18 protein-coding genes and 1 pseudogene are annotated in these 21761 nt (G+C 58.1%); 16 read left to right on the plus strand and 3 right to left on the minus strand.

Going from position 1 to position 21761, the window contains the following annotated elements:
- The first annotated feature begins 83 nt into the window (after nucleotides 1-83).
- The 10 genes from ACZ1GU_RS02645 (at nucleotide 84) to ACZ1GU_RS02690 (ending at nucleotide 10769) form a co-directional block, all read left to right on the plus strand.
- The gene (locus ACZ1GU_RS02645; RefSeq protein WP_472646572.1) at nucleotides 84-632 is read left to right on the plus strand and encodes a hypothetical protein; all 549 of its coding nucleotides are present in this window, start codon (nucleotides 84-86) and stop codon (nucleotides 630-632) included.
- A 270-nt stretch (nucleotides 633-902) separates the two neighbouring features.
- Nucleotides 903-1430: a hypothetical protein gene (locus ACZ1GU_RS02650; protein ID WP_472646573.1), complete on the plus strand. Its 528-nt coding sequence runs from the start codon at nucleotides 903-905 to the stop codon at nucleotides 1428-1430.
- A 155-nt stretch (nucleotides 1431-1585) separates the two neighbouring features.
- Nucleotides 1586-3406 (plus strand): type I restriction-modification system subunit M, encoded by a 1821-nt coding sequence (locus tag ACZ1GU_RS02655; protein ID WP_472646574.1) that lies wholly within the window; start codon nucleotides 1586-1588, stop codon nucleotides 3404-3406.
- Entirely contained in the window at nucleotides 3403-3771 is a 369-nt protein-coding gene (locus ACZ1GU_RS02660) for a hypothetical protein (protein WP_472646575.1), read from the plus strand. The genes ACZ1GU_RS02655 and ACZ1GU_RS02660 overlap by 4 nt, the downstream gene beginning before the upstream one ends.
- Nucleotides 3768-5090, plus strand: coding sequence for a restriction endonuclease subunit S (locus ACZ1GU_RS02665; RefSeq protein ID WP_472646576.1), 1323 nt, complete (start codon nucleotides 3768-3770; stop codon nucleotides 5088-5090). Before ACZ1GU_RS02660 ends, ACZ1GU_RS02665 begins: the two co-directional genes overlap by 4 nt.
- Nucleotides 5087-5446, plus strand: coding sequence for a hypothetical protein (locus ACZ1GU_RS02670; protein ID WP_472646577.1), 360 nt, complete (start codon nucleotides 5087-5089; stop codon nucleotides 5444-5446). The genes ACZ1GU_RS02665 and ACZ1GU_RS02670 overlap by 4 nt, the downstream gene beginning before the upstream one ends.
- A 90-nt stretch (nucleotides 5447-5536) precedes the next feature.
- Complete coding sequence (locus tag ACZ1GU_RS02675) at nucleotides 5537-5980, plus strand: winged helix-turn-helix domain-containing protein (RefSeq protein ID WP_472646578.1); 444 nt, start codon at nucleotides 5537-5539, stop codon at nucleotides 5978-5980.
- Entirely contained in the window at nucleotides 5977-6924 is a 948-nt protein-coding gene (locus ACZ1GU_RS02680) for a DUF4268 domain-containing protein (RefSeq protein ID WP_472646579.1), read from the plus strand. The genes ACZ1GU_RS02675 and ACZ1GU_RS02680 overlap by 4 nt, the downstream gene beginning before the upstream one ends.
- Nucleotides 6921-10016: a type I restriction endonuclease subunit R gene (locus ACZ1GU_RS02685; protein ID WP_472646580.1), complete on the plus strand. Its 3096-nt coding sequence runs from the start codon at nucleotides 6921-6923 to the stop codon at nucleotides 10014-10016. The genes ACZ1GU_RS02680 and ACZ1GU_RS02685 overlap by 4 nt, the downstream gene beginning before the upstream one ends.
- 189 nt (nucleotides 10017-10205) lie before the next feature.
- Nucleotides 10206-10769: a recombinase family protein gene (locus ACZ1GU_RS02690; protein WP_472646581.1), complete on the plus strand. Its 564-nt coding sequence runs from the start codon at nucleotides 10206-10208 to the stop codon at nucleotides 10767-10769.
- A gap of 249 nt (nucleotides 10770-11018) precedes the next feature.
- Here the strand turns inward: ACZ1GU_RS02690 and ACZ1GU_RS02695 are convergent, their stop codons facing one another.
- Entirely contained in the window at nucleotides 11019-11870 is an 852-nt protein-coding gene (locus ACZ1GU_RS02695) for a site-specific integrase (RefSeq protein ID WP_472646582.1), read from the minus strand.
- On the minus strand, nucleotides 11806-12765 hold the full coding sequence (locus ACZ1GU_RS02700; protein ID WP_472646583.1) for a DUF6538 domain-containing protein: 960 nt from the start codon (nucleotides 12763-12765) through the stop codon (nucleotides 11806-11808). The genes ACZ1GU_RS02695 and ACZ1GU_RS02700 overlap by 65 nt, the downstream gene beginning before the upstream one ends.
- Nucleotides 12766-13085: 320 nt before the next feature.
- On the opposite strand from ACZ1GU_RS02700, the gene ACZ1GU_RS02705 reads away from it, so the two are divergent.
- From ACZ1GU_RS02705 to ACZ1GU_RS02725, 5 genes are all read left to right on the plus strand, one after another.
- Nucleotides 13086-14372, plus strand: coding sequence for a Xaa-Pro dipeptidase (locus ACZ1GU_RS02705; RefSeq protein WP_472646584.1), 1287 nt, complete (start codon nucleotides 13086-13088; stop codon nucleotides 14370-14372).
- 215 nt (nucleotides 14373-14587) lie between these two features.
- Nucleotides 14588-15907, plus strand: a complete 1320-nt coding sequence (locus tag ACZ1GU_RS02710) for a TonB-dependent receptor plug domain-containing protein (protein WP_472646585.1) — start codon at nucleotides 14588-14590, stop codon at nucleotides 15905-15907.
- Entirely contained in the window at nucleotides 15858-17573 is a 1716-nt protein-coding gene (locus ACZ1GU_RS02715) for a TonB-dependent receptor domain-containing protein (RefSeq protein WP_472646586.1), read from the plus strand. Before ACZ1GU_RS02710 ends, ACZ1GU_RS02715 begins: the two co-directional genes overlap by 50 nt.
- A 22-nt stretch (nucleotides 17574-17595) precedes the next feature.
- Nucleotides 17596-17874 (plus strand): hypothetical protein, encoded by a 279-nt coding sequence (locus ACZ1GU_RS02720; protein ID WP_472646587.1) that lies wholly within the window; start codon nucleotides 17596-17598, stop codon nucleotides 17872-17874.
- A gap of 95 nt (nucleotides 17875-17969) precedes the next feature.
- The gene (locus ACZ1GU_RS02725; protein WP_472646588.1) at nucleotides 17970-19601 is read left to right on the plus strand and encodes an amidase; all 1632 of its coding nucleotides are present in this window, start codon (nucleotides 17970-17972) and stop codon (nucleotides 19599-19601) included.
- Between the two features lie 5 nt (nucleotides 19602-19606).
- Here ACZ1GU_RS02725 and ACZ1GU_RS02730 read toward each other — a convergent pair whose 3' ends face one another.
- Nucleotides 19607-20320 carry a queuosine precursor transporter gene (locus ACZ1GU_RS02730; RefSeq protein WP_472646589.1) on the minus strand — a complete coding sequence of 238 codons (714 nt, stop codon included), beginning with the start codon at nucleotides 20318-20320 and terminating at the stop codon, nucleotides 19607-19609.
- Nucleotides 20321-20503: 183 nt separating this feature from the next.
- Between ACZ1GU_RS02730 and ACZ1GU_RS02735 the strand changes: the two are divergent.
- Nucleotides 20504-21758 (plus strand): annotated as a pseudogene (locus tag ACZ1GU_RS02735) (NupC/NupG family nucleoside CNT transporter).
- The last annotated feature ends 3 nt before the right edge of the window (nucleotides 21759-21761 follow it).

Genomic DNA, 21761 nt, shown 5'->3' on the forward strand with positions numbered 1-21761 from the left:
CAGTATACTATGGGAAGCAAGACAAACCGGCCTCATGGGAACTCTCTCCATTCCCAATGGGAAAACAAGACAACGGGAAGCCCATGCCGCAATGGGAAGACCTGTCTCAGTGGATGAAGGTGAACATGGGCACCATTGTTTGCTTTGAGTGGGACTTGCTCACATTCAACATCAACCTCCACCCAGACCTTGAAGCGAGGCTGGCGGCTCGTGGCAATGTGCGTCTAGAGCTAATGGAGCGCGTGCGTAGCCATGTGCGAAGGTGTCTCGGAGACAACCGCGAATACTTCTTCGTGATCGAAGGACATCAGAAGGGCACTGGAGCGCGAACTCACCTTCACATGCACGGAGCCATCGCAAGTAACAGTGAGAAAGAACGGGAAGCCTTGAAGGTTGCTCTCGGCAAAGCTGCTGGCCAAGGCTTGAGGAAAGCGAAACGTGTTCCGAGGTCCGTGCACTCCCGTTGGTTCACGATTATCCAAGCCGCATACGGAAACTACCTGTTCAAATTCACCCGTCGCGACGATCCTCGGCTCGATGACCGGCGGCTGGTTATGTCGCAGCCGATGACACAGGCAGCGAAGATGTTCTGGAACAACATTGCCCGCCCTGATCGCATCGAATTCGAGTAGGTAGCACGGGGCAAGTGGACAATAGTTGTCCATTTGTTGACGACTTCGGCCACATTTTCGGAGCAGACGCCGTCCTGCCCTTCATCGAGCGTTGGCAGCGAGCGCGCAATTCTGCGGCTTTGAGGCAAAAGTAAAATGACATGCCCCGTTGACGCGTCAACAAGTCTCGCTGGGCGCACTTCCCATCACCGCCACAGCATTGCCCACCCGCATCCATCGAAACGCGCAGATACTCATCGAGCATCACCAACAACATAAGGTAATGCTCAAATGAAATTTCAGCTGTTTCGCGTCACGATCTCTCGTGCTCACCGGCGGGTAACTGGCTTCGTGCTGGCATCCGACCCAAAGCGGGCCGAGGAAATCGTCATCGCCAACGAAATCGAACTGAACCAAGAGAACCAAGGTTTTACCGTCGAGCGGGTGGACGATACCCTGCCCGACGACCAACGGCTGGGCCTCGACGCTATGCTCGAATGTGCTCCCGCGGGCTTCGCCAGCTTCAACCCGCAAGTCGGCTGGATCGCCCATGCTCTACCAGCACCGAAACTGCACCTCTATCGGATCGAAGAAGCTTCCGGGGACGAGCATTTCATCATCGCCCCCACGATGGACGTAGCAATCGCTGTCTATTGCGAATGTAATGAATTGGAAGACGGCGAAGAATCTCTGTTCAGCATTCATGACGGGACATTCGGCCTGAAGAACGAGGCGCTGCGTGGTCTACCTGCGCTGCTGGAGTTCGGCCCCGTCGGCCTCGCGGTGTTCACTGAAGGCAGTTGGTCGCTTAAGGACTAGCTGCATATTACTGAATCGAGCTTGTCGTGTTTTGGTGTTTCATTTCACGGCAAGCTTTTCTTCGTCGTTTCTCCCAGTAACGCGGCGGCTCGCACCGAATACTGCCTTGCCGATGACTTCGCAGTGCGGCAGTAACCCCTGCAAAGGGGGAATCAGTGAATCATCAATCGCTTTCGGCGTTTATCTGGTCGGTCGCGGACCTTCTGCGCGGCGACTACAAGCAATCGGAATACGGGCGGGTTATCCTGCCCTTCACCGTGCTCCGGCGTCTCGACTGCGTGCTCGCTCCGACAAAGAAGGCGGTGCTCGAAGCGGCTGGTAAGGGCCACCCTGACCCCATGCTGCTGCGGGCTTCTGGCACGACTTTCTTCAACCGCAGCCCGCTCGACCTCGTGAAGCTCGTCGGCGATCAGGACAACATCGCCACCAACCTCTTGAGCTACGTGCAGGGCTTCTCGCCGGAGGTGCGCGACATCTTCGAGCAGTTCGAGTTCGCCGCACAGATCGACAGGCTCGCCAAGAACGGCCTGCTCTATCAGGTCACCGAGCGCTTCGCTGGCATCAACCTCCATCCCAGCACCGTCGATAACAACCAGATGGGGCTCGTCTTCGAGGAGCTGATCCGGCGCTTCGCGGAAATCTCGAACGAGACGGCTGGTGAGCACTTCACGCCGCGCGAGGTCATCCGACTGATGGTCAACCTCATCTTCGTCGAGGATGACGACGTGCTGTCGAAGCCCAGCGTCGTTCGCACCATCTACGATCCCACGGCGGGGACTGGCGGCATGCTCTCGATCGCAGGCGAATACCTGCACGAGCATAACCCGCAAGCGCACCTCACCATGTCGGGGCAGGAACTGAACCCCGAATCCTACGCGATCTGCAAGGCCGACATGCTCATCAAGGGGCAGGACATCACAAAGATCGTGCAGGGCAATACGCTCTCTGATGACGGTCACCCCGGCCAGACCTTCGATTACATGCTCTCCAACCCACCCTTCGGCGTGGAATGGAAGAAGGTGCAGAAGGAGGTGAAGGAAGAGCACCAGCGGCTGGGCCACGCTGGGCGCTTTGGCCCCGGCCTGCCGCGTGTTTCCGATGGCTCACTGCTGTTTCTGATGCATTTGCTCTCAAAGATGCGTCCCAAGACTGAAGGCGGCTGCCGCTTTGGCATCGTGCTCAATGGCTCACCGTTGTTCACCGGCGCGGCTGGTAGTGGGGAGAGCGAGATCAGGCGCTACGTGCTGGAGAATGACCTGGTCGAGGCGATCATCGCGCTGCCGACCGACATGTTCTACAACACTGGCATCTCCACCTATGTCTGGATTCTGTCGAACAAGAAGCCCGTGGAGCGTCAGGGCAAGGTGCAGCTGATCGACGCCAGCAGCTTCTGGCAGCGCATGCGCAAAGCCCTCGGCAGCAAGCGCAAGCAGATGAGCGACGAACAGATCGACGAGGTGACGCAGCTGTTCGGCGCGTTTGTCGAGGCGGAACTGGCGACGGTGCTGGACGCAGAGGGCAAAGAGGTTGTGCGGCAGATCGTGCGGGAGGACGAAACTGCACCGACCGCGCCGGAAGGCGGCAAGGTGAAGCTGGCACCTCTCTCTCGTATCTTCGACAACACAAACTTCGGCTACCAGACCATCACCGTCGAACGCCCGCAACTGGACGAGGATGGCAAACCAGTGCTGGGCCAGCGTGGTAAAGCCAAAGGCAAGCCTGTCGCTGACACCAGCCTGCGCGACACCGAGAACGTGCCGCTAATCCAGGACGTGGACGCATACTTCGAGCGCGAGGTGAAGCCGCACGCCCCTGACGCTTGGATCGACAAGTCGAAAACCAAGGTGGGCTACGAAATCCCGTTCAACCGGCATTTCTACGTCTTTGAGCCGCCTCGTCCACTCGAAGAAATCGACACAGAATTAGGCGAGGTTTCTGACCGCATTCGCGCGCTATTGAAGGATATAGCTGCGTGACGAACAGACTTCTTGTTGACGCAGTTGTCGCTCTTATCGAGTCGCATCCGAACGTCCGGCAGTCAGGCGAGAGACACCCGGCCCATTGCAATCTCTATGTCACCAAGACTGGCATTCCAATTGCAACCGAACCACAGCGCTCAAGAGTGGCCAACATCTGGGTGCGTGCCGACAGCGTAGATCGGTCCGTGTTGAGTGATTGTCCGCACAAATTCTTTGACCATACCGGGTTCGACCGCAGCAAGCCGAACCACAACCTGTTCAGAGCACCGGGCTTCAAAAACACCGACCTCATCAAGTATCAACCGACCGATCTCGTCCAGGCAATGAAGGTGCTTTCGGAAGTCGCAGGGGAAACCCCATGAGCTTCCCTGCCTACCCCAAATACAAGGAAAGCGGCGCGCCATGGCTTGCGCAGGTGCCAGCGCACTGGGAGCTGTCGCGCATTGGCGCACGCTTCGCCGAGCGCCGCCAGAAGGTGAGTGATGCAGACTATCCCCCGCTCTCCGTAACCAAGAATGGCATTGTCCCGCAGCTCGAAACCGCCGCGAAGACGGACGACAACGACAACAGGAAGTGCGTGCTCGCGGGCGACTTCGTGATCAATAGCCGTTCTGATCGCAAGGGATCTTCAGGTCTTTCCTCGCTCGACGGATCGGTTTCGCTCATCAACACGGTGATCGAACCCGACGCGACGATGCATGGTCTTTTCGTGCATCACTTGTTTCGCTCGGTGGCCTTCCAAGAGGAATACTACCGATATGGCAAAGGCATAGTCGCCGACCTATGGAGCACCAACTACGGCCAGATGAAGGCGATCACGCTCGCGGTGCCTCCCATGGAAGAGCAGCAGGCCATTGCCGCTTTCCTCGACAACGAGACGGCGAAGATCGATGCGCTGGTGGCGGAGCAGGAGCAGCTTATCGCGCTGCTGAAGGAGAAACGGCAGGCGGTCATATCCCACGCCGTCACCAAGGGTCTCGACCCCGACGCCCCTATGAAAGACAGCGGCATCAAATGGCTCGGCGAGATCCCCGCGCATTGGGATGTAGCTCGGTTGAAATTTGTCGCCACGGTGCAGACGGGATTAGCAAAAGGCAAAGACTACGGCGAAGCGGAAACCCTGACCGTCCCTTATCTTCGGGTGGCGAACGTGCAGGATGGCTATCTAGCTCTTGGAGACGTCGCCGAGATCGAGGTGCTTGCAAAGGACGTCGATCGATACCGACTGAAGCAAGGCGATGTCCTAATGAACGAGGGCGGGGATTACGATAAGCTGGGACGCGGGCACATCTGGAACGGCGAAATCGACGTTTGCCTCCATCAGAACCATGTATTCGCCGTTCGTCCTCATGGCGTTTCTTCAGCGTGGCTCAATAGGTTGACTGGCTCCGACTATGCCCAACAGTTCTTTGTGCTGCGCTCGAAGCAGACGACAAACCTTGCCTCGATTTCCTCAACAAACTTGATGGAGCTCCCAATCATCCTGCCACCTCTTGAGGAGCAGGAGAGGATCGAAAACGAGGTCAAAGCAACCAACCTGAAAACTGCCGAGCTGGTCTCGAATGCCGAACAGGCCATAACCTTGGTGAAAGAGCGCCGTGCCGCGCTGATCTCCGCCGCTGTCACCGGCAAGATCGACGTGCGCGGGCAGCTCGAAAAACGCGAAATGGAGGCTGCATGAGCGAAGCAGAGAGTGCGACCAGTCCTGATGAAACGCGGGATAAAGGTGGCAAAGCCAAGTGGTGGCTGATTGGCACAGGAGCGGTTCTGGCGCTGTTCTACGCCTTCTGCGGTTTCTACACCGTGCAGCCCATCGGCGCGCTCCCAGACGGTGCCACAGCCATCGTATGGCGTGATAGCGGCGAACCCTTCTTCAACTCGGCTGACGCGCTGTGCCTAGAGCGCACAGGTGGTGTGTCATTGATGTGTCGTGGGATGGCCATGGGACAGGCTCCGACCGAGCGCATCATCCTGCGGCTGCCCTACATACACTTCGCCTACACAATGAGCACCGACGGGAAGGAGTTCGACCGATGACAGGAAGTCTCAACCAGATGCTTGCGACCTTGCCGAACAGGACGCCTGAAGAACGCAAAAAAATGCGCGAGCGGGCGCTGCGCCAGATGGGTGGTTGCAACCAAGCGGTACGCACAAGCTGCCAGCCAGTTGGTCAAGGCAATCGACGAATTGGAGCAGCGTCTCCGCGATGAGTTAATGGGTGAGCTGAAGGGCATGACCGCCGCGGAGCGGGTCGTCCGTGCATTCACGGTCGAGCCCATGAGCGAAACCGAGGCGAAGATCATGCAGGTGCTGCTCGACAATCCCGGTAGCACCAACCGCGAGCTATCACGAAAGCTTGGCTGGAACGACAACGGTTTCGATTTGCATTTCGGGATGATGTGCAGGGACCGGTCAGTGTATCTGTGGCCTGCACCTGATGCCGAGAAACGGGATGGAAAGTTCTATTCGGGTATCCTTGCCGAGTATAACGAAGATGGAAGCAGCTTCACGATGAAACCGGAAGTTGCGGCTGCGTTCGCGAAGCTGGGGCTGAAGGGGAAGGCCAAATGACTGGCGCGATCGAACGGCTAACCCGCGTCCCGTTGCGCGAAGTCTGGCCGCATGAGGCATACGACTTCACGACGTGGCTTCAGGCGAACATCGAAATCCTCGATGAGGCGCTGGGCCTAACACTGGAAAACGCCGAACGCGAACAGGCCGCAGGCTCATTCAACGTCGATCTCGTCGCCGAGGATGAGTCCGGCGCGAAGGTGATTGTCGAAAACCAGCTAGGAAAGAGCGACCACGACCACCTGGGCAAGGTGCTGACCTACCTGGCAGCCATGAATGCGCGTGCGGCCGTCTGGATCGTGGCTGAACCTCGCCCAGAGCACGTAGCGGCGGTTGCTTGGCTCAATGACAGCAGCAGCGCGGACTTTTACCTAGTGAAGGTCGAGGCAGTTCGCATCGGTGACAGCGATCCGGCACCGCTGCTGACACGAATAGTCGGCCCTTCCGAAGAGACAGCGACCGTCTCAAAGGCGAACCGGGAATTTGCCCAGCGCTACGACCTGCGCATGAAATTCTGGTCCGAGCTGGTCGCCCGACCAGACGCCAAGCACCACAGCCATATTACGCCCGGCATCTATTCGTGGATTGGTGTATCGACCGGGGTGCGCGGGATAGGGCTGAATCTGGCGACGCGGAAGCTCGACTGTCAGGCCGAAATCTACATCGATCGCGGAAAGGACTGTGGTGACGAGAACCTCGAAATCTTCGACCAGCTTTACGCCCATCGCGAGGCAATCGACACCGCATTTGGTGGCGAGTTGCGCTGGCAGCGGCTGGAGAACTCGCGCGCCTGCCGCATTGCAGCCCCATGCCCCGGTGGCTGGCAATCGCCTGAAGAAGAATGGGAGGACATTCACACGCAGCTACTTGCTACCTGCGACCGCTTGCATGATGCGATTTCGCCTTATCTGAAGCGCCTGACCATTGGCGGTAAGCCGGTATGAGCCTGCACAAGGAAATCAGCTTCGAGGACGAAATCTGCAACCATCTGGATGCGGCTGGATGGATTTTCGAGGAAGGCGCTGCGGCGCGCTATGACCGCGAGCGTGCGCTCTTTGCCGAAGACCTTCGAGACTGGTTGCAGGAGACGCAGCCAAAGGTCTGGGAAGCGCTTGAGAAAGCACATGGCGCAGCGGCGCTCGCTGTCCTCGGCGACCGTCTCCGCAAGCAACTCGACGACCGCGGCACACTGGATGTTCTGCGCCATGGCCTCGAACTGATCGGAGTGCGTGGCCTTGTGAGCCTCGCGCAGTTCGCTCCTGCGTCAGGCATGAACCCCGACATCGTAGCTCGCTATGAGGCGAACAAGCTGCGGGTCGTGCGCCAGCTGCGTTACTCCCGCTCGAACGAGAATAGCATCGATATTGGTCTCTTCCTCAACGGCATTCCCGTTGCCACCACTGAGCTGAAGACCGACTTCACGCAAAGCATCGGCGACGCGATCGACCAGTATAAATTCGACCGCAACCCGAAGAACGAGCCCCTGCTGACTTTCGCTCGCGGTGCTCTCGTTCACTTCGCCGTGTCCAACCGCGAAGTGATGATGACTACCAAGCTGGAAGGCGGGAAGACACGCTTCCTGCCCTTCAACAAGGGCAACCATGGCGGCGCGGGAAACGCCGCCGATGGTCCCGGCCACCCGACAGCCTACCTGTGGGAAGAGGTCTGGCAGCGCGACAGCTGGCTCGAACTGATTGGCCGCTACGTGATCGCGAAGCGCGACAAGAAGAAGCAGATCACCACCGTGATCTTTCCGCGCTATCATCAGCTCGACGCGACGAGGAAGCTGCGTGAGCAGGTGCGTGCAGAAGGGGCCGGTGGGCGTTTCCTGATCCAGCACAGCGCTGGATCGGGCAAGACCAACTCGATTGCCTGGTCAGCCCACTTCCTTGCCGACCTGCATGACGAGAACGATCAAAAGGTGTTTGCGAGCGTGATCGTGGTCTCTGACCGCAACGTGATCGACGCACAGCTGCAAGAAGCGCTGTTCGAGTTCGAGCGCACCAAAGGTGTCGTCGCGACCATCACGAGCGACAGTGGTAGCAAGAGCGCTGCGCTGGCTGATGCTCTCGATGCGGGCAAGAAGATCATCGTCTGCACCATGCAAACATTCCCCTTTGCATTGGAGGCTGTGCGTGAACGCGCAGCGACCGATGGCAAGAAGTTCGCCGTGATCGCCGACGAGGCACACAGCAGCCAAGCAGGCGAGACCGCTGCGAAGCTCAAGGCTGTGCTTTCACCCGAAGAGATCGAGGAGCTAGGCGATGGGGGCGAGGTAAGCGCGGAAGACGTTCTCGCCGCACAAATGGCCGCGCGTGCAGCCGAGGATGGGGTGACCTACGTTGCGTTCACAGCGACGCCCAAGACGAAGACAATGGAGCTGTTTGGGCGCAGGCCGAACCCTGACGCACCGGCGAGCGACGACAACAAGCCAAAGCCATTCCACGTCTACTCAATGCGGCAGGCGATTGAGGAAGGCTTCATCCTCAACGTCCTGAAGAATTACACGCCTTACAAGCTCGCCTTCAAACTCGCCAGCGGCGGGCAGGAATGGGACGAGATGGAAGTCGAGAAGAGCGCAGCCATGAAAGGCATCATGCGCTGGGTTCGGCTGCACCCTTACAACATCTCGCAGAAGGTCCAGATCGTGGTCGAGCACTTCCGCGAGAATGTCGCGCCCCTGCTGGACGGCAAGGCGAAGGCGATGGTTGTGCTTGGAAGTCGTCTGGAGGCTGTCAGGTGGCAATTGGCGATCGAAGCCTACATCAAGTCACAAGGCTATCGCATGCGCACCCTCGTGGCGTTTTCTGGCGAGGTGAACGATCCAGATAACAAGAGCGAGAGCTTCACGGAGACAAGCGCGAAACTGAATCCCGGTCTGCGTGGCCGAGACATTCGCGATGCTTTCAACGACGAAGAATGCAAGCTGCTGCTCGTCGCGAACAAGTTCCAGACCGGCTTCGACCAGCCGCTTCTGTGCGGCATGTATATCGATCGACGGCTGGCGGGTATTCAGGCCGTGCAGACATTGTCGCGGTTGAACCGCTCACATCCCGGTAAGGACACCACATACATCCTCGACTTCGTGAACAGCTCCGAGGAAGTGCTGGCGGCCTTCAGGCAGTATTATGAGACCGCAGAGATTGAGGCCGAGACCGACCCGAACCTTATCTTCGATCTGCGCCAGAAGCTGGATGCTTCGGGTTTCTATGACCAGTTCGAGATCGAGCGGCTGGTAGCAGTCGAACTTGATCCCACTGCGACACAGGGACAGCTGATCGCCGCGATTGAACCCGTCGCGCAGCGCATGCTGACGCAGTTCAGTGAGGCCAAGGATCGATACAGGACCGCCATCGACGCAAAGGACAAGTCTGCCGCGAGCGAGGCCAAGGAAGAGATGGACGTGCTTCTTCAGGTGCGCGGCGACATGGCCGCCTTCACACGCGTCTATGCCTTCCTATCCCAGATATTCGACTACGGCAGCACCGAGATCGAGAAGCGCTACATATTCTACAAGCGCCTTACCCCATTGTTGCAGTTCGGACGTGAGCGAGATGGCGTAGACCTGTCGGGAGTTCGGCTTACGCATCACAACCTCAAGGACGAGGGTGCGCGCACGCTACAGGTCGGTGATGATCGTCCCGCGCTTCCACCGATCACCGGGGTTGGCTCTGGAGCAGTGCAGGAGAAGGAAAAGGCGCTCCTCGCGGAGATCATCGCCAAGGTGAATGACTTGTTCGACGGTGACCTTACTGATGGTGACAAGCTCAACTACGTATTGGGGAGCATACGCGGGAAGCTATTGGAGTCGGATGAATTGACGTCGCAGGCGATGAACAACAGCCATGCGCAATTTGCTTCTTCACCTACGTTGATGCCGGAGCTAATCAACGCCCTCATCAATGCCAAGGGTGCATACGATGAATTGAGTTCACAGGCCCTGGCGTCTGACAAGGTGCGAGCAGGGATCCTGGAGATACTGCTTGGACCGGGGCAGCTCTACGAGGAGCTGCGGAAGGACAGCGAGCAGGAGTAAGACCGCTTGCTGCGGAACAGTCTCTTGCAGCACCCATTTCTGTTTGCGCTCGTCTCGGTGTCGCCCTGAAGTATACCCATCCGAGGCGTCTCAGGCCGTCCACGCAGCGTCTCAATAGAGTTCGTTCCCGGCTGTGAGACGCTAATCTGCGCTCACTCTAGAACCTATTGAGGCAGTGAGAAGCATCACATGAGTATCGTCGGTTACGCGCGCGTCAGCAGCAGTTCGCAGAATCTCGACCTCCAGCTTGAGCAGCTGAACGACTCGGGGTGCGAAAAGGTCTTCGCGGAGAAGATCACCGGGACTTCTCGTAACGATCGGCAAGCGCTCGCAGAATGTCTCGAATGGGTGCGAGAAGGTGACACGCTCGTCGTGACACGCCTAGACCGCCTCGCTCGATCTGGTCGCGACCTGCATGACATCATCGCGCAGTTGTCAGAGAAGAAGGTCGGCTTCCGGTGTGTGCAGCAAGGCGCAGTCGACACGACAACCAGTATGGGGAAGCTGATCCTCGGCATTCTCGGAGCGGTCGCCGAGTTCGAAACTGACATCCGCAAGGAACGCCAGCGAGAGGGCATCGAGCGCGCGAAGGCGGCTGGTATCTACAAGGGACGCAAACGCAGCGTAGACGTCGAACAGGTGCGCTCTCTGCGTAATAAGGGGCTTGGTGCAACAGAGATCGCCAAGAAGCTGGGGATCGCGCGAGCGAGCGTTTATCGCGCTCTTAGACCTGCCCGGATCACGCCGACCTAGCAGCTACATCGTCTTGAAGAGAAGTCCTAGGGGATCGTTCGATACCTCACCCGGATGCTGCCATTCAGGCACGCTTTGGGCCTAGACACCCATCCACCGCCTCATCGCGCGCCATTTCATTAGGTTGACGTTGGTTGCTGTCTTTTTGACGGATTTGACCGGCTCGAGTTTGCCATTCACCGGCTGCGACGAAAATCTCCGAAAAACAGAGATTTGCTGACTGAGGGTTTTTCGGACCTAGTTGACGGGTCAACCTGAAGGTACAGCTGGCGGTGAGGGCAGGTTCAGCCCTTGATATGAGCAGCCCCGGATCGCCGGGTAGGTCTCAGCTAGAGGAATGCTCTGCACGTATCGCTTGTCCAGAGCGCTCTTCGCGTGACCGATCACCTCGTGCTTGTAGTTGTCCGGCAAGCCGTATTCCGACCTGCCGAGCAGTGTCTTGAAGGCTCCTCTGAAGCTGTGAAACGTCACCTCCTGCCGCGCGCCATCCATGAGGATCGAAGCGAGCTGTTGAGGGACCACTGTTCGATTGAAGGATCGTATCAGGCTTGCGTTGGACCACGCCGTCGCACCAGCTTCGACCCGACCGGCCGGTGCCTTCCAATCGAAGAACAGGCGATCGTGGCCGGCCTTGGCGACATGCTCGACATAGCTCCCAAAGCCTAGGTCGATCAGAACGTCGAGCAGGAGAACGTTTCGAGCGTAGGACCCTTTTGTGGTTCGATACATATTGTCGCGAACGATGATGTGCGGATAGACGTCGTCGAGCCTGACTTCGCTGACCCGCAGGCCGCCGAGCTCGCCTGCGCGGCAGCCCGTATGCATTGCGAGGATTGGCACCCAGTAGTGCATGCCGCTCAAGCGGAAGTCGCCCGGCTCGTGTGTCTGTAACGGGCCTGCACATCCGGTGAACCACGGATGATTGACGAGTAGCTGTAGCTCGTGGACTGTAAAGGGGCGCTTATCTGGCATCAGCGCCTTCGGCACCGGCTTCGTAAAATGCCGCACGTCGATCTTCGCAGCTGGATTATCTCCCTCATACAGCTCGACTTGAATGGCATGATTGATCGCGGAGCGCAGCAAGCCGATCTTCTTCTTCAACGTAGCTGGAGACATCGGTACGGGTAATGCTGCCGCTCGTTTTGCCACCGATCGTGCGAGCGCCTTCGACTTTGCAGAATTCGAGGACGTCGGAGCGTGTGATTTCATCGAGGGGAAGATCGCCGATCATTCTGATGAATGAGGAGATGGATTCCTTCGCTTCTCGAATAGTTCTCGGTGCGCGAAGCTGACCCACATATGCGTCGAGCACTTCCGACATCTTCGGAGCGCGGCGCTCCCGCGCGCTCGGCCGCTGTCGAGGGATAGCAGAGGTGTTGCCCGCAAGCATTTCGTCGATCTCGCGCTGACCGCGCAGATGCCCTTCGCGAATGGCTCGAATGACAATCGCTCGCATATCGCTTCCCGCAGGAGCATCGAGACGTTCGTCTGCAACGAGCCTCTCCGCTTCCTCGGCGATATTCGGCATGCGTGGGTCGTCGGCCACGGCACGATCGAGAAGTATCGCTCGCAAGTCTTCGGCGTCCCATTCACGCTCTTCGACCACTCGCTCAAGCTCGGCGCGTCCGTCGGCCCCAAACTCTGCCAACACTAATCGGCGACGCCATGGAGCGACGATGCGCTCTCGTGTGTCATCGGTAATTTTGTCCAGACGCAGTCGTGTCACCCGACGGGTGGCATTGTCCGATACATCGATGGGAGTCTGATGCCCACCGAGCACTTCAGCCAGTCTGCGCTCGAAATCGTCATGCACCGGCTGACTTGCGGCGAGCGCTTCTGACTGGTTTCTGGTCCTTAGTGACTGACGAAAGAGTGCCTTCCCTCCGAACAGCGCGTCCCATCTGGTCGGATGGCTGCGGACCGCCGTGGGCAGTCGGCGCTCATAGTAATACATCCCGTTGGCGCGCCTACGGATGTAGCGCACATGGTTCGCCATTTCATTGTCCTTGTCTCACAGCGTTGTCTCGCACTGCGAGACATAAAATCACTGTCTTTCCAGTAGGCTAGGGGATCAGTGCAGTCAAACACTCGTGGTGACGAACCCAGCAGGGCTCACCACCTCATTCTCTCTTTCGCATCGACCCAAGCCTCGCGATACGTGGCAACAACACCGGCGCAAGCGTAGCCTTCTCAGGGGAGTTCTAGAGAGTAAAGAGCCGGGGGTGTAAAGGCTTTGGCACCGCCCACAGTAAGCCTTCCCCTTGTTGCGCTGTGAAAACGTGATAGCGTCCGTTGCTCCGCAACAGGGGACATGCCGTGAGATTTTCCGCTTTCGCTTTAACCACCAGCCTGCTCGCCAGCGCCACCGCGCTTCAGGCTGAGACAATCATTTTGACGGCTGATGCGATGGTCGACGTCGAAAGTGGCCGATTGGTCGATGATCCGGTCGTCACCATCGTCGATGGAGAGATTACAGCAGTCTCCAGCGGACCGGCGACTGCCACAGGCGAAGTGGATCGGGTTATTGATCTTGATGGGATGACGATCCTGCCCGGTCTTATCGACATGCATGTTCATCTGACGGGCAAGGCGACGGATCAGGGCTATCGCCGCTTGAAGATCTCGCACGAGCGCGCAGCAATAACGGGCGTTTTGAACGCTAAGAAAACGCTGATGGCGGGCTTCACCACCGTGCGCAACGTCGGTGCACCAAGTTTCTCCGACGTCGCCTTGCGCGATGCCATTGCCGAGGGTGATATACCCGGCCCGCGGCTGTTCGTGTCGGGACCATCGATTGGGATTACGGGCGGGCATTGCTCTGACAACAATCTTCTCCCGGAAGAATATGGACTGGTCGGAGAAGGCGTTGCCGATGGCCCTTGGGCCGTACGCGCCAAGGTGCGCCGCAATATCAAATACGATGTCGACCTCATCAAGACTTGCTCGACGGGCGGTGTCCTGTCCAAAGGCACGAAGGTCGGCGCGCCGCAATACACTTTGGAAGAACTGACAGCTCTTGTGGAAGAAGCGCACAGTCATGGACGCAGAGTCGCGAGCCACGCGCATGGCACCGAGGGTATTCTCAATGCAATCAAGGCAGGTGCCGACACAATTGAGCACTCCAGCTTCATCGATGATGAAGGTATCCGTCTTGCCAAGGAGAAGGGCACGTTCCTCTCCATGGACATCTACAACACCGAATACATTCTCGGTGAGGGCGAGAAAGCGGGCATCTTGCAAGAAAGCCTCGACAAGGAACGCGTCGTGGGCGCGCGCCAACGAGACAGCTTTCGCAGGGCTCACAAAGCAGGCGTAAAGATGGTGTTTGGGAGCGATGCGGGTGTCTATCCGCATGGCGACAACGCCAACCAGCTGTCACGTATGGTGCGTTTCGGCATGACGCCGGCAGAAGCGTTGCGTGCCGCGACAGTGAACGCGGCGGATGCTCTTGGGCAGGAAGGGAATGTCGGCGTGATCGCACCTGGCGCGTCAGCTGACATAATTGCGGTTGCTGGCAATCCGCTGGCCGACATTTCGCTGCTAGAAAGCGTCGGCTTCGTAATGAAGGCAGGCGAAGTCTTTAAGGGCGATTTGAGCGAATAAGCTCCCGGTCCTGTGTGCTGGCTTTGCGATAGCAGGCGCATGTAAGAAAGCAGTGGTGCGTTCGCGCGTCACACCAATGCTGACAAAATTGCAACAATCCGCCTGTAGGCCCCGATCAATCCTGTCTGTTTAATGAACTGACCTTGACACAATGTTGCGGTGCAGCAAGGTTTCCGTCGCAATAGGAATAATAACTCCATCATACAGGGAAGATTATGAAACGGATTACGCACTCGGGCCACGCGCTCCTTCTCGCCGCTACCAGCATGGTGCCTTTCGCCGCGCACGCGCAGACTGCGCCTGACGAAGAGGCCGTTGAGGAAGAGCAGGCGATTGTTGTCACGGGTTCGCGGATTGCACGCGATCCGAACATTGGTTCTCCCGCGCCTATCCTGTCGCTCGGCGCAGAGGAACTCACCGAAACCGGTTCGTCCGACGTAGTCGATGCACTGCGGGATATTCCGGCGCTCTCGACTTCGACAACTTCCGAAGGCTCGATTGACGGCGTCTTCTCATTCGCGGTCGGTCAATCCACGCTGAACCTTCGCGGTCTTGGAGCTGGTCGGACACTCGTTTTGGTCAATGGTCGTCGCCATGTTTCCGGTGTTGCCGGCGCTCAGGTGGTCGATGTCAACTCGATCCCTACAGCTTTGATTGAGCGGGTGGAAACGCTGACTGGCGGCGCATCTTCGGTCTACGGCGCCGATGCTGTGACCGGTGTGGTGAACTTCATACTGCGCGATGATTTCGAAGGGCTGGAAGGAAACATCCAAGGCGGCATCGCATCGCGTGGTGACACGTGGCGGATCAACGGTGACCTTACCTGGGGCACGAACTTCGCCGATGGTCGTGGCAACTTCGTGGTTTCGGCAGAATATGCGCGCAGCGATGAGCTCTTGTTCGGCGACCGCTCCTTCTCCCGCAACAATGGCATTTTCGACGATCTTGCCAACCCGGCTCTGCGGTTCCAAACTGGTGAGCTGAGCGCGACCGACACACCCAACTTCATTGCCAATGGGTCCGTGATCGGCGGTTTGATCCCGACCGACGCAACCGGCTTTACGCCGACTGCGGCTGAGCAAGCTTTGATCGAGCGTTCGGTCAACGCACCGCGCCGCTTCATTGCGACTGATCCGCGCTTCTCGCTTTCATCGGCGGGTGGCATCGTTGCGCCGGGTGATATCGGCCTTAGCGATGGTCCTGACATCAACAACAATGGCATTGCCGACTGTCTTGAATCCGCAGTTGGTTTCAACTCGACCTTCAATCCAGGGGCATTTGGATTGGCTGGCGGTTGTGCTGTGATCAACCCGAATGGCAGCCTTTCGGTCTATCAGGACGGCGCGATCGCCGGTTTGTTCAACCAGTTTGGCGGCGATGGGATCCAGAACAATTTCAACGAGAACTCGTTGATTCCAGAAACCGAGCGGTGGTCGGTCAACGCCAATCTCTCGTTCGAGATTTCATCCGAGGCCGAACTGTTTTTTGAAGGAAAATACGTCTCGAATTCAGTACGAATTCCAGGCTCAGCCTAACACCTTCTACGACTTGCTGACGATCCGGGATGACAACCCGTTTATCACTCCAGAACTGGAGCAATTCGTCGCTCCGTTGTTCTTTGGAAACGGTACGGATGAAGGCCTGTATATCACTCGCGACCCCACCGATCTCGGACCAAACCGGGATCGCAACGAATTTGAGACCTGGCGTTTCGTTGCCGGTATTCGCGGCGATATCACCGATCATTTTGCATATGAGATCGCTGCAAACTACGGCACTTTCCAGCAGCGCACCTTCGATAACAACCGCGTGATCCTTGATCGCTTTTACGCAGCGATTGACGTGACGACCGATGTAAATGGTAACGCGATTTGCCGGTCAGATATCGATCCGACCGCACCTGCAACTACACCGTTTGGAATTCCAGCTGGCGATCCCGGCTTCTTCACCTTCAACCCTGGCGATGGTCAGTGCCGCCCGGCGAATATCCTCGGCGGTGTCGGTGCGATCAGCCAAGATGCGATCGACTTCATCACCGCTACGACAGTCAACGAATTCGAGCTTGAGCAGCTGGTTGTAAGTGCGATTTTCAACGGCGACACCGGGGCATTCTTTGAGCTGCCCGGCGGACCCATCGGGTTTGCGGGCGGTTTTGAATTCCGTGAAGAGGTCAGCCGATCAACATTCGATCCGCTTATCCTTGGCATCGTTCCGGTGACGACACCTGATGCCAATCAAGGAGACCTGCTTCGTGACCTTCCGAATTCGCAAAACTCCTTGGTGTTCGACCCTGCGTCGGTAATCAACAATGCAGGCGGCGAATTCTCGGTCTACGAATTGTTCGGAGAACTGCGTCTTCCAATTTTGTCGGGCGTTTCATTTGCTGAGACGCTCGAGTTGAGCGGTGCTGTTCGCTACGCAGATTATTCGACTGTCGGCGAAACCTTCACTTGGAATGTCAGCGGCCTGTACGCGCCTACAGAAGACATCCTGTTCCGCGCGACATATGCGGAGGCAGTGCGTGCACCGAACATCAACGAGCTGTTCAACCCGGCTCAGGGCGCGTTCTTCCGTCCTGATGATCCTTGCGACGCCGGCAACCTGGTAACGGCGGCTGACCCGGCGCTGCGGCAGGCGAACTGCACGGCCTTCTTCAATGCTATCGGGTTCGACCCGACCTTTGGTACGGGCACCTACAGCTATGTCGATCCGTTGACAGCGCGTTTCTCGGGATCGATCAGCGGCAACCCTGATTTGCAGGAAGAAACAGCGACAACCTGGACCGTCGGAACACAGATCACACCGCGCTTCTTGCCCGGTCTGGTCCTGAGCGTCGACTATTACAACATCGAGATCGAGGACGCGATCAACGCCGTTGCGTCGCAGGATATCGTTGACAATTGCGTAGACAGTGCAAGCATCGACAACCCGTTCTGCACGCTCTTTACGCGTAGTTCGTCAACCGGTGGCTTCACCTTCTTGCGTCAGAGTTCCCTGAACTTTGCCCGTCAGGAAACAGCTGGCGTGGAAGCAGCGTTGCAATACCGCTTCGATCTTGGCGACCACACATTCACGTTCAACAGTTCTGCAACATGGGTCGATAAGCTCAATAACTTCTTTGACCCAAGCGATCTCACACTGGTCGATCCAGAGCTGGGCGAATTGCAGCGTCCAGAGTGGGCCGGTACGTGCGTCGCTTAGCTGGGACTGGTCGCGTCTATCCGTGACATGGTCGACCACTTATCTCGACAGTCAAGGTCTTCGCGCGGTTGAGATCGAGACCGTCGGCAACACCGGCACGGATACATACACGCCTGAAAATGGACTCTCGAGCGATGCCTTCATCCACGACATCTCGTTCAACTACGATCTGAGCGAAGTGGTCGACGTCTATGGCGGGGTGAACAACATCTTTGATCGCAAACCGTTCGTGACCGAGCAGGCCTTCCCTGTCAGCCCGGTCGGCACCTTCCTCTTTATGGGTGTTCGTGCACGGTTCTGATACTCAGCGACATAGTCAGTGACAGAAAAGGGCGGGGCAGTTACCAAACTGCTCCGCCTTTTTTTGGGGCGCGCGAGGCAAGGGAACGATTAACAATGCGGCGTAAAATGATCCTATGCGCAACGGCGTGTTTGGCGCTGACCGGATGCGAAGCTCTAAGCGGGACTCTTGTCGGCGCTTGCGTTGTTCCCTCGTTCGAACAGGCGCAAGCGAATCTCGGTAATATAGAGGATTATTCGCTCGCTGAGCTGGCCGAAGCGATGGGAAAGGGCACTCTATCAAGCGAGGCCATCACCAAAGCCTATCTCGACCGGATCGCCGAATTGGATGATGCCGATGGCGGGCCGCAACTAAACGCCGTTCTCTCAATCATCCCGGATGCTCTGGATCAGGCGCGCGCGCGCGATCAGGAACGCTGCGATGGCAGCGAACTTGGCGCACTGCATGGCATTCCAATATTGGTGAAGGACAATATCGAAGTCGATGGACCCGTGCCGACCACCGCTGGCTCGACCGCGCTCAACGATAACGTCACAGATCGCGACGCGCCTCTCATCCAGCGGTTGGAAGACGCCGGCGCGATCATCATCGGCAAAACGAACCTTTCGCAATGGGCCAATTTCCGCTCGAACAATTCGACCAGCGGGTGGAGCGCCGTCGCCGGACTGGTCAAAAACCCCCACCGGCTCCCTTACAATTCCTGTGGCTCATCAAGCGGCAGCGGCGCTGCTATGGCGGCCAGCTTTGCCGCAGGCACCGTTGGAACCGAAACAGATGGGTCGATAATGTGCCCGTCTTCGATCAACGGCGTTGTGGGGCTAAAGCCGACCGTTGGCCTGGTCTCGCGCACGCATGTCATCCCGATCAGCCATACGCAGGATACTGCTGGGCCAATGACCCGAACCGTGCGCGATGCGGCGATGATGCTGAGCGCGATGGCGGGCAGCGATCCGGCGGACGCGGCTACGGCTGAGGCGGATGCGAACAAGGCGGACTACGCCGCGGCGCTCTCGACCGACGCACTCAAAGGTATGCGGATCGGCGTGATGCGCGATCAGGTCGGCAGCAATCCGGCCATTATCGAGCGCTTCAACGCGGCGCTTAAAGTGATGAAAGAACAGGGCGCAGAATTGGTCGAGATCGAGGATCGCGGGATCAGCGAGGCCGACCAAGAGGCTTTAGGCGAGGCCGAGTTCCTGATCCTGCTTGCCGAATTCAAGGCTGATCTCAATGCCTATCTGGCCACCACACCTGATACGGTGAGAACCCGCACGCTCGCAGATCTCATCGCTTACAATGAGGCGAACAAAGAGGTTGAAATGCCGCATTTTGGGCAAGAGCTGTTTATCCAGGCTCAGGCGCAGAAGGACCTGACAGATCCGGCCTATCTCGAGGCGCTGAAGACCACGAAGCGGATTGCGGGCGAGCAAGGGATCGACCGCCTCCTGCGCGAGAACGATGTGCAAGTGCTGGTTTCACCAACGCTTGGCCCAGCCTGGCTCTCAACCTTGGGGGATGGCGATACGTTCGAGGGACCGAGCGCGAGCTGGCTGCCCGCAACCTCGGGCTATCCGCATCTGACCGTTCCGATGGGAGCAATCGATGATCGGCCAGTTGGTATCAGTTTCTACGCGGGCAAATGGTCAGAGAGTCTGCTGCTGTCAGCGGGCTATGCTTACGAGCAAGCCTCCAATATGCGAGTGACGCCCAAGTTTCTCGCTGAGTAGGCCAATCAGTCCGCTTTGCTGTCCAGCCAGCGGGCGAGCTTTACTCCTCCCGTGATCAGAAACGGCACGAGGACGATTGAAAGCACGACCTTCGCGATGACTTGTCCGATCAACAGGTCGGTAATGTCAAACTGGCCGTAGAATGCGGCGGTGACGAAGATGACCGAATCCAGCGCTTGACTTAGTGCGGAGGCAATCGCGCCTCTAACCATCAGCGACAAGCTGCCGCCTTCGCCTTCGCCGCGCAGCTTCGAGAATATCCAGACGTTCAGCAGCAGCGAGACGATATAGGCGAGCGGCCCTGCCAGCATAATGCGCGGGGTCTGGCCTAAGACAGTCTCAAACGCAGCCAAGTCAGCGGCGCGAAACTCCAGCATCTCCGGCGAGGCGGGCAATCGCAATACGAACGCGATCAGCGCTGCCGAAATCGCCAAAGGCACAAACCCCCACCATACGATCCGCTTGGCACGGTCTTCGCCATAGAGCTGAGCAATCGTGCTGGAGATCACCACCAGGATCAAGAACGCGAAAATGCCCGCTTCTACCGCAAGATCGGTGGGCCAAAGCTGCACCTGCTTGAAGGCGAGGAAACCGGCGAGCACCGTCATGCCGCCATAGAGAAGCGTGAAAACGAACAGGCCGCGCGGCATGTTGATTGCGGAGCGTTGAGAGGCTGTGCTCGCGGCGGCGGGAGTTGCGGTATCGGCTGTGTCACTCATGTGCGCATGACTATGGCGCTCGCTCAGAAAAGGGAAGCCGCGTGCAATCTCGCCTGTGGGTTGCTGTGCGAGAGAAACGCATCAGGGTTTGACTGTTGGCTCGCTTGCGGCAAGGTGCGCGCGAAATGGCGCGCTGAGATCGCGCCCCAAGCCAACGCGCAACAGGGGGAGCTCGCGCCCAAGATGCCGCCATTTGTTTATAGCCTCGCCGGGATCGCTGCGATCCTCGCCATCGCATTCCTGCTGTCCAACGGCAAAAAACGGATCAACTTCCGCGTGGTCGGCGCGGCATTCGCGCTGCAGGCCTTGATGGCAGTGCTGGTGCTGCGGACGGACTTTGGCGTCAGAGTGATCCAGTTCCTGTCCGACGGCGTGATCGCGCTGCTGAGCTATTCGGTTCAGGGCATTGAAACTCTCTTCGGTCCGATGGATAGCAATCCGTTCGCCAATACATTCCTGATTGCAGCATTGCCGGTGATTGTCTTCTTCGCTGCATTGGTTTCGATACTCTACTATCTCGGGGTGATGCAGCGGCTGGTGCGATGGCTGGGCGGTGCGATTGGCTGGATCACAGGGATCAGCAAGGTTGAGGCGCTGGGAAGTGCGGCGAACATCTTCGTTGGGCAATCTGAGAGCCCGCTGGTCGTGCGACCCTATCTTGAAGCGCTGCCTCCGTCGCGCCTGTTCACACTGATGTGTGTTGGCATGGCGGGCGTGGCAGGGACGATCCTCGCGGCTTACGCAGCATTTCTGGGCGATGATGCGGTGCCGTATCTGTTGGCGGCGGCCTTTATGTCCGCACCTGGAGGTATTCTGATGGCGAAGATCATCATGCCCGACGATCCGGAAGAGGCGGCTGCGCACGACGCAGCATTGGCAGACGTTAGCGTGTCCGAGACGTTTGAGGACGGACACAACCCTGCCAATATCATCGAGGCGGCTCGCGCAAGGCACGCAAACCGGCGTAAAGCTCGCTGTCGCGGTGGGCGCTATGGTGATGGTGTTTGTTGCGCTGGTGGCTCTCGCAAACGGCCTGCTCGGCGGGATCGGTGGATGGTTTGGCTATCCCGACATCTCATTCCAGCAGATCCTCGGCTATGTCTTTGCGCCTGTCATGTTCCTGATCGGCATTCCCGACTGGCAGCAGGCGCAAGTCGCTGGCGGATTGTTCGGCACCAAGATTGTGCTCAACGAATTCGTCGCATTTATTGAGCTCGGATCTATCGAGGCGCTGACCGAGCGCAGTCGCGCAATCGTCACCTTTGCGCTGTGCGGTTTTGCCAATTTCTCCTCAATCGCAATCCAGATGGCGGTGACAGGCGGGCTTGCCCCCAACCAGCGCCCGGTGATCGCGCGTCTGGGATTGAAGGCGCTCGCCGCGGGCAGCCTCGCAAATTTGATGAGCGCCGCGCTCGCGGGACTGTTACTGCCGGTCTGAATC

Source organism: Erythrobacter sp. HA7-11, assembly GCF_055693605.1.

Excerpts from the sequence above, each read along its gene's own strand:
- ACZ1GU_RS02645 (WP_472646572.1), top strand. The coding sequence starts at position 84 with ATGCCGCAATGGGAAGACCTGTCTCAGTGGATGAAGGTGAACATGGGC.
- ACZ1GU_RS02650 (WP_472646573.1), top strand. The coding sequence starts at position 903 with ATGAAATTTCAGCTGTTTCGCGTCACGATCTCTCGTGCTCACCGGCGG.
- ACZ1GU_RS02665 (WP_472646576.1), top strand. The coding sequence starts at position 3,768 with ATGAGCTTCCCTGCCTACCCCAAATACAAGGAAAGCGGCGCGCCATGG.
- ACZ1GU_RS02670 (WP_472646577.1), top strand. The coding sequence starts at position 5,087 with ATGAGCGAAGCAGAGAGTGCGACCAGTCCTGATGAAACGCGGGATAAA.
- ACZ1GU_RS02680 (WP_472646579.1), top strand. The coding sequence starts at position 5,977 with ATGACTGGCGCGATCGAACGGCTAACCCGCGTCCCGTTGCGCGAAGTC.
- ACZ1GU_RS02685 (WP_472646580.1), top strand. The coding sequence starts at position 6,921 with ATGAGCCTGCACAAGGAAATCAGCTTCGAGGACGAAATCTGCAACCAT.
- ACZ1GU_RS02690 (WP_472646581.1), top strand. The coding sequence starts at position 10,206 with ATGAGTATCGTCGGTTACGCGCGCGTCAGCAGCAGTTCGCAGAATCTC.
- ACZ1GU_RS02700 (WP_472646583.1), bottom strand. The coding sequence starts at position 12,765 with ATGGCGAACCATGTGCGCTACATCCGTAGGCGCGCCAACGGGATGTAT.
- ACZ1GU_RS02710 (WP_472646585.1), top strand. The coding sequence starts at position 14,588 with ATGAAACGGATTACGCACTCGGGCCACGCGCTCCTTCTCGCCGCTACC.
- ACZ1GU_RS02725 (WP_472646588.1), top strand. The coding sequence starts at position 17,970 with ATGCGGCGTAAAATGATCCTATGCGCAACGGCGTGTTTGGCGCTGACC.
- ACZ1GU_RS02730 (WP_472646589.1), bottom strand. The coding sequence starts at position 20,320 with ATGAGTGACACAGCCGATACCGCAACTCCCGCCGCCGCGAGCACAGCC.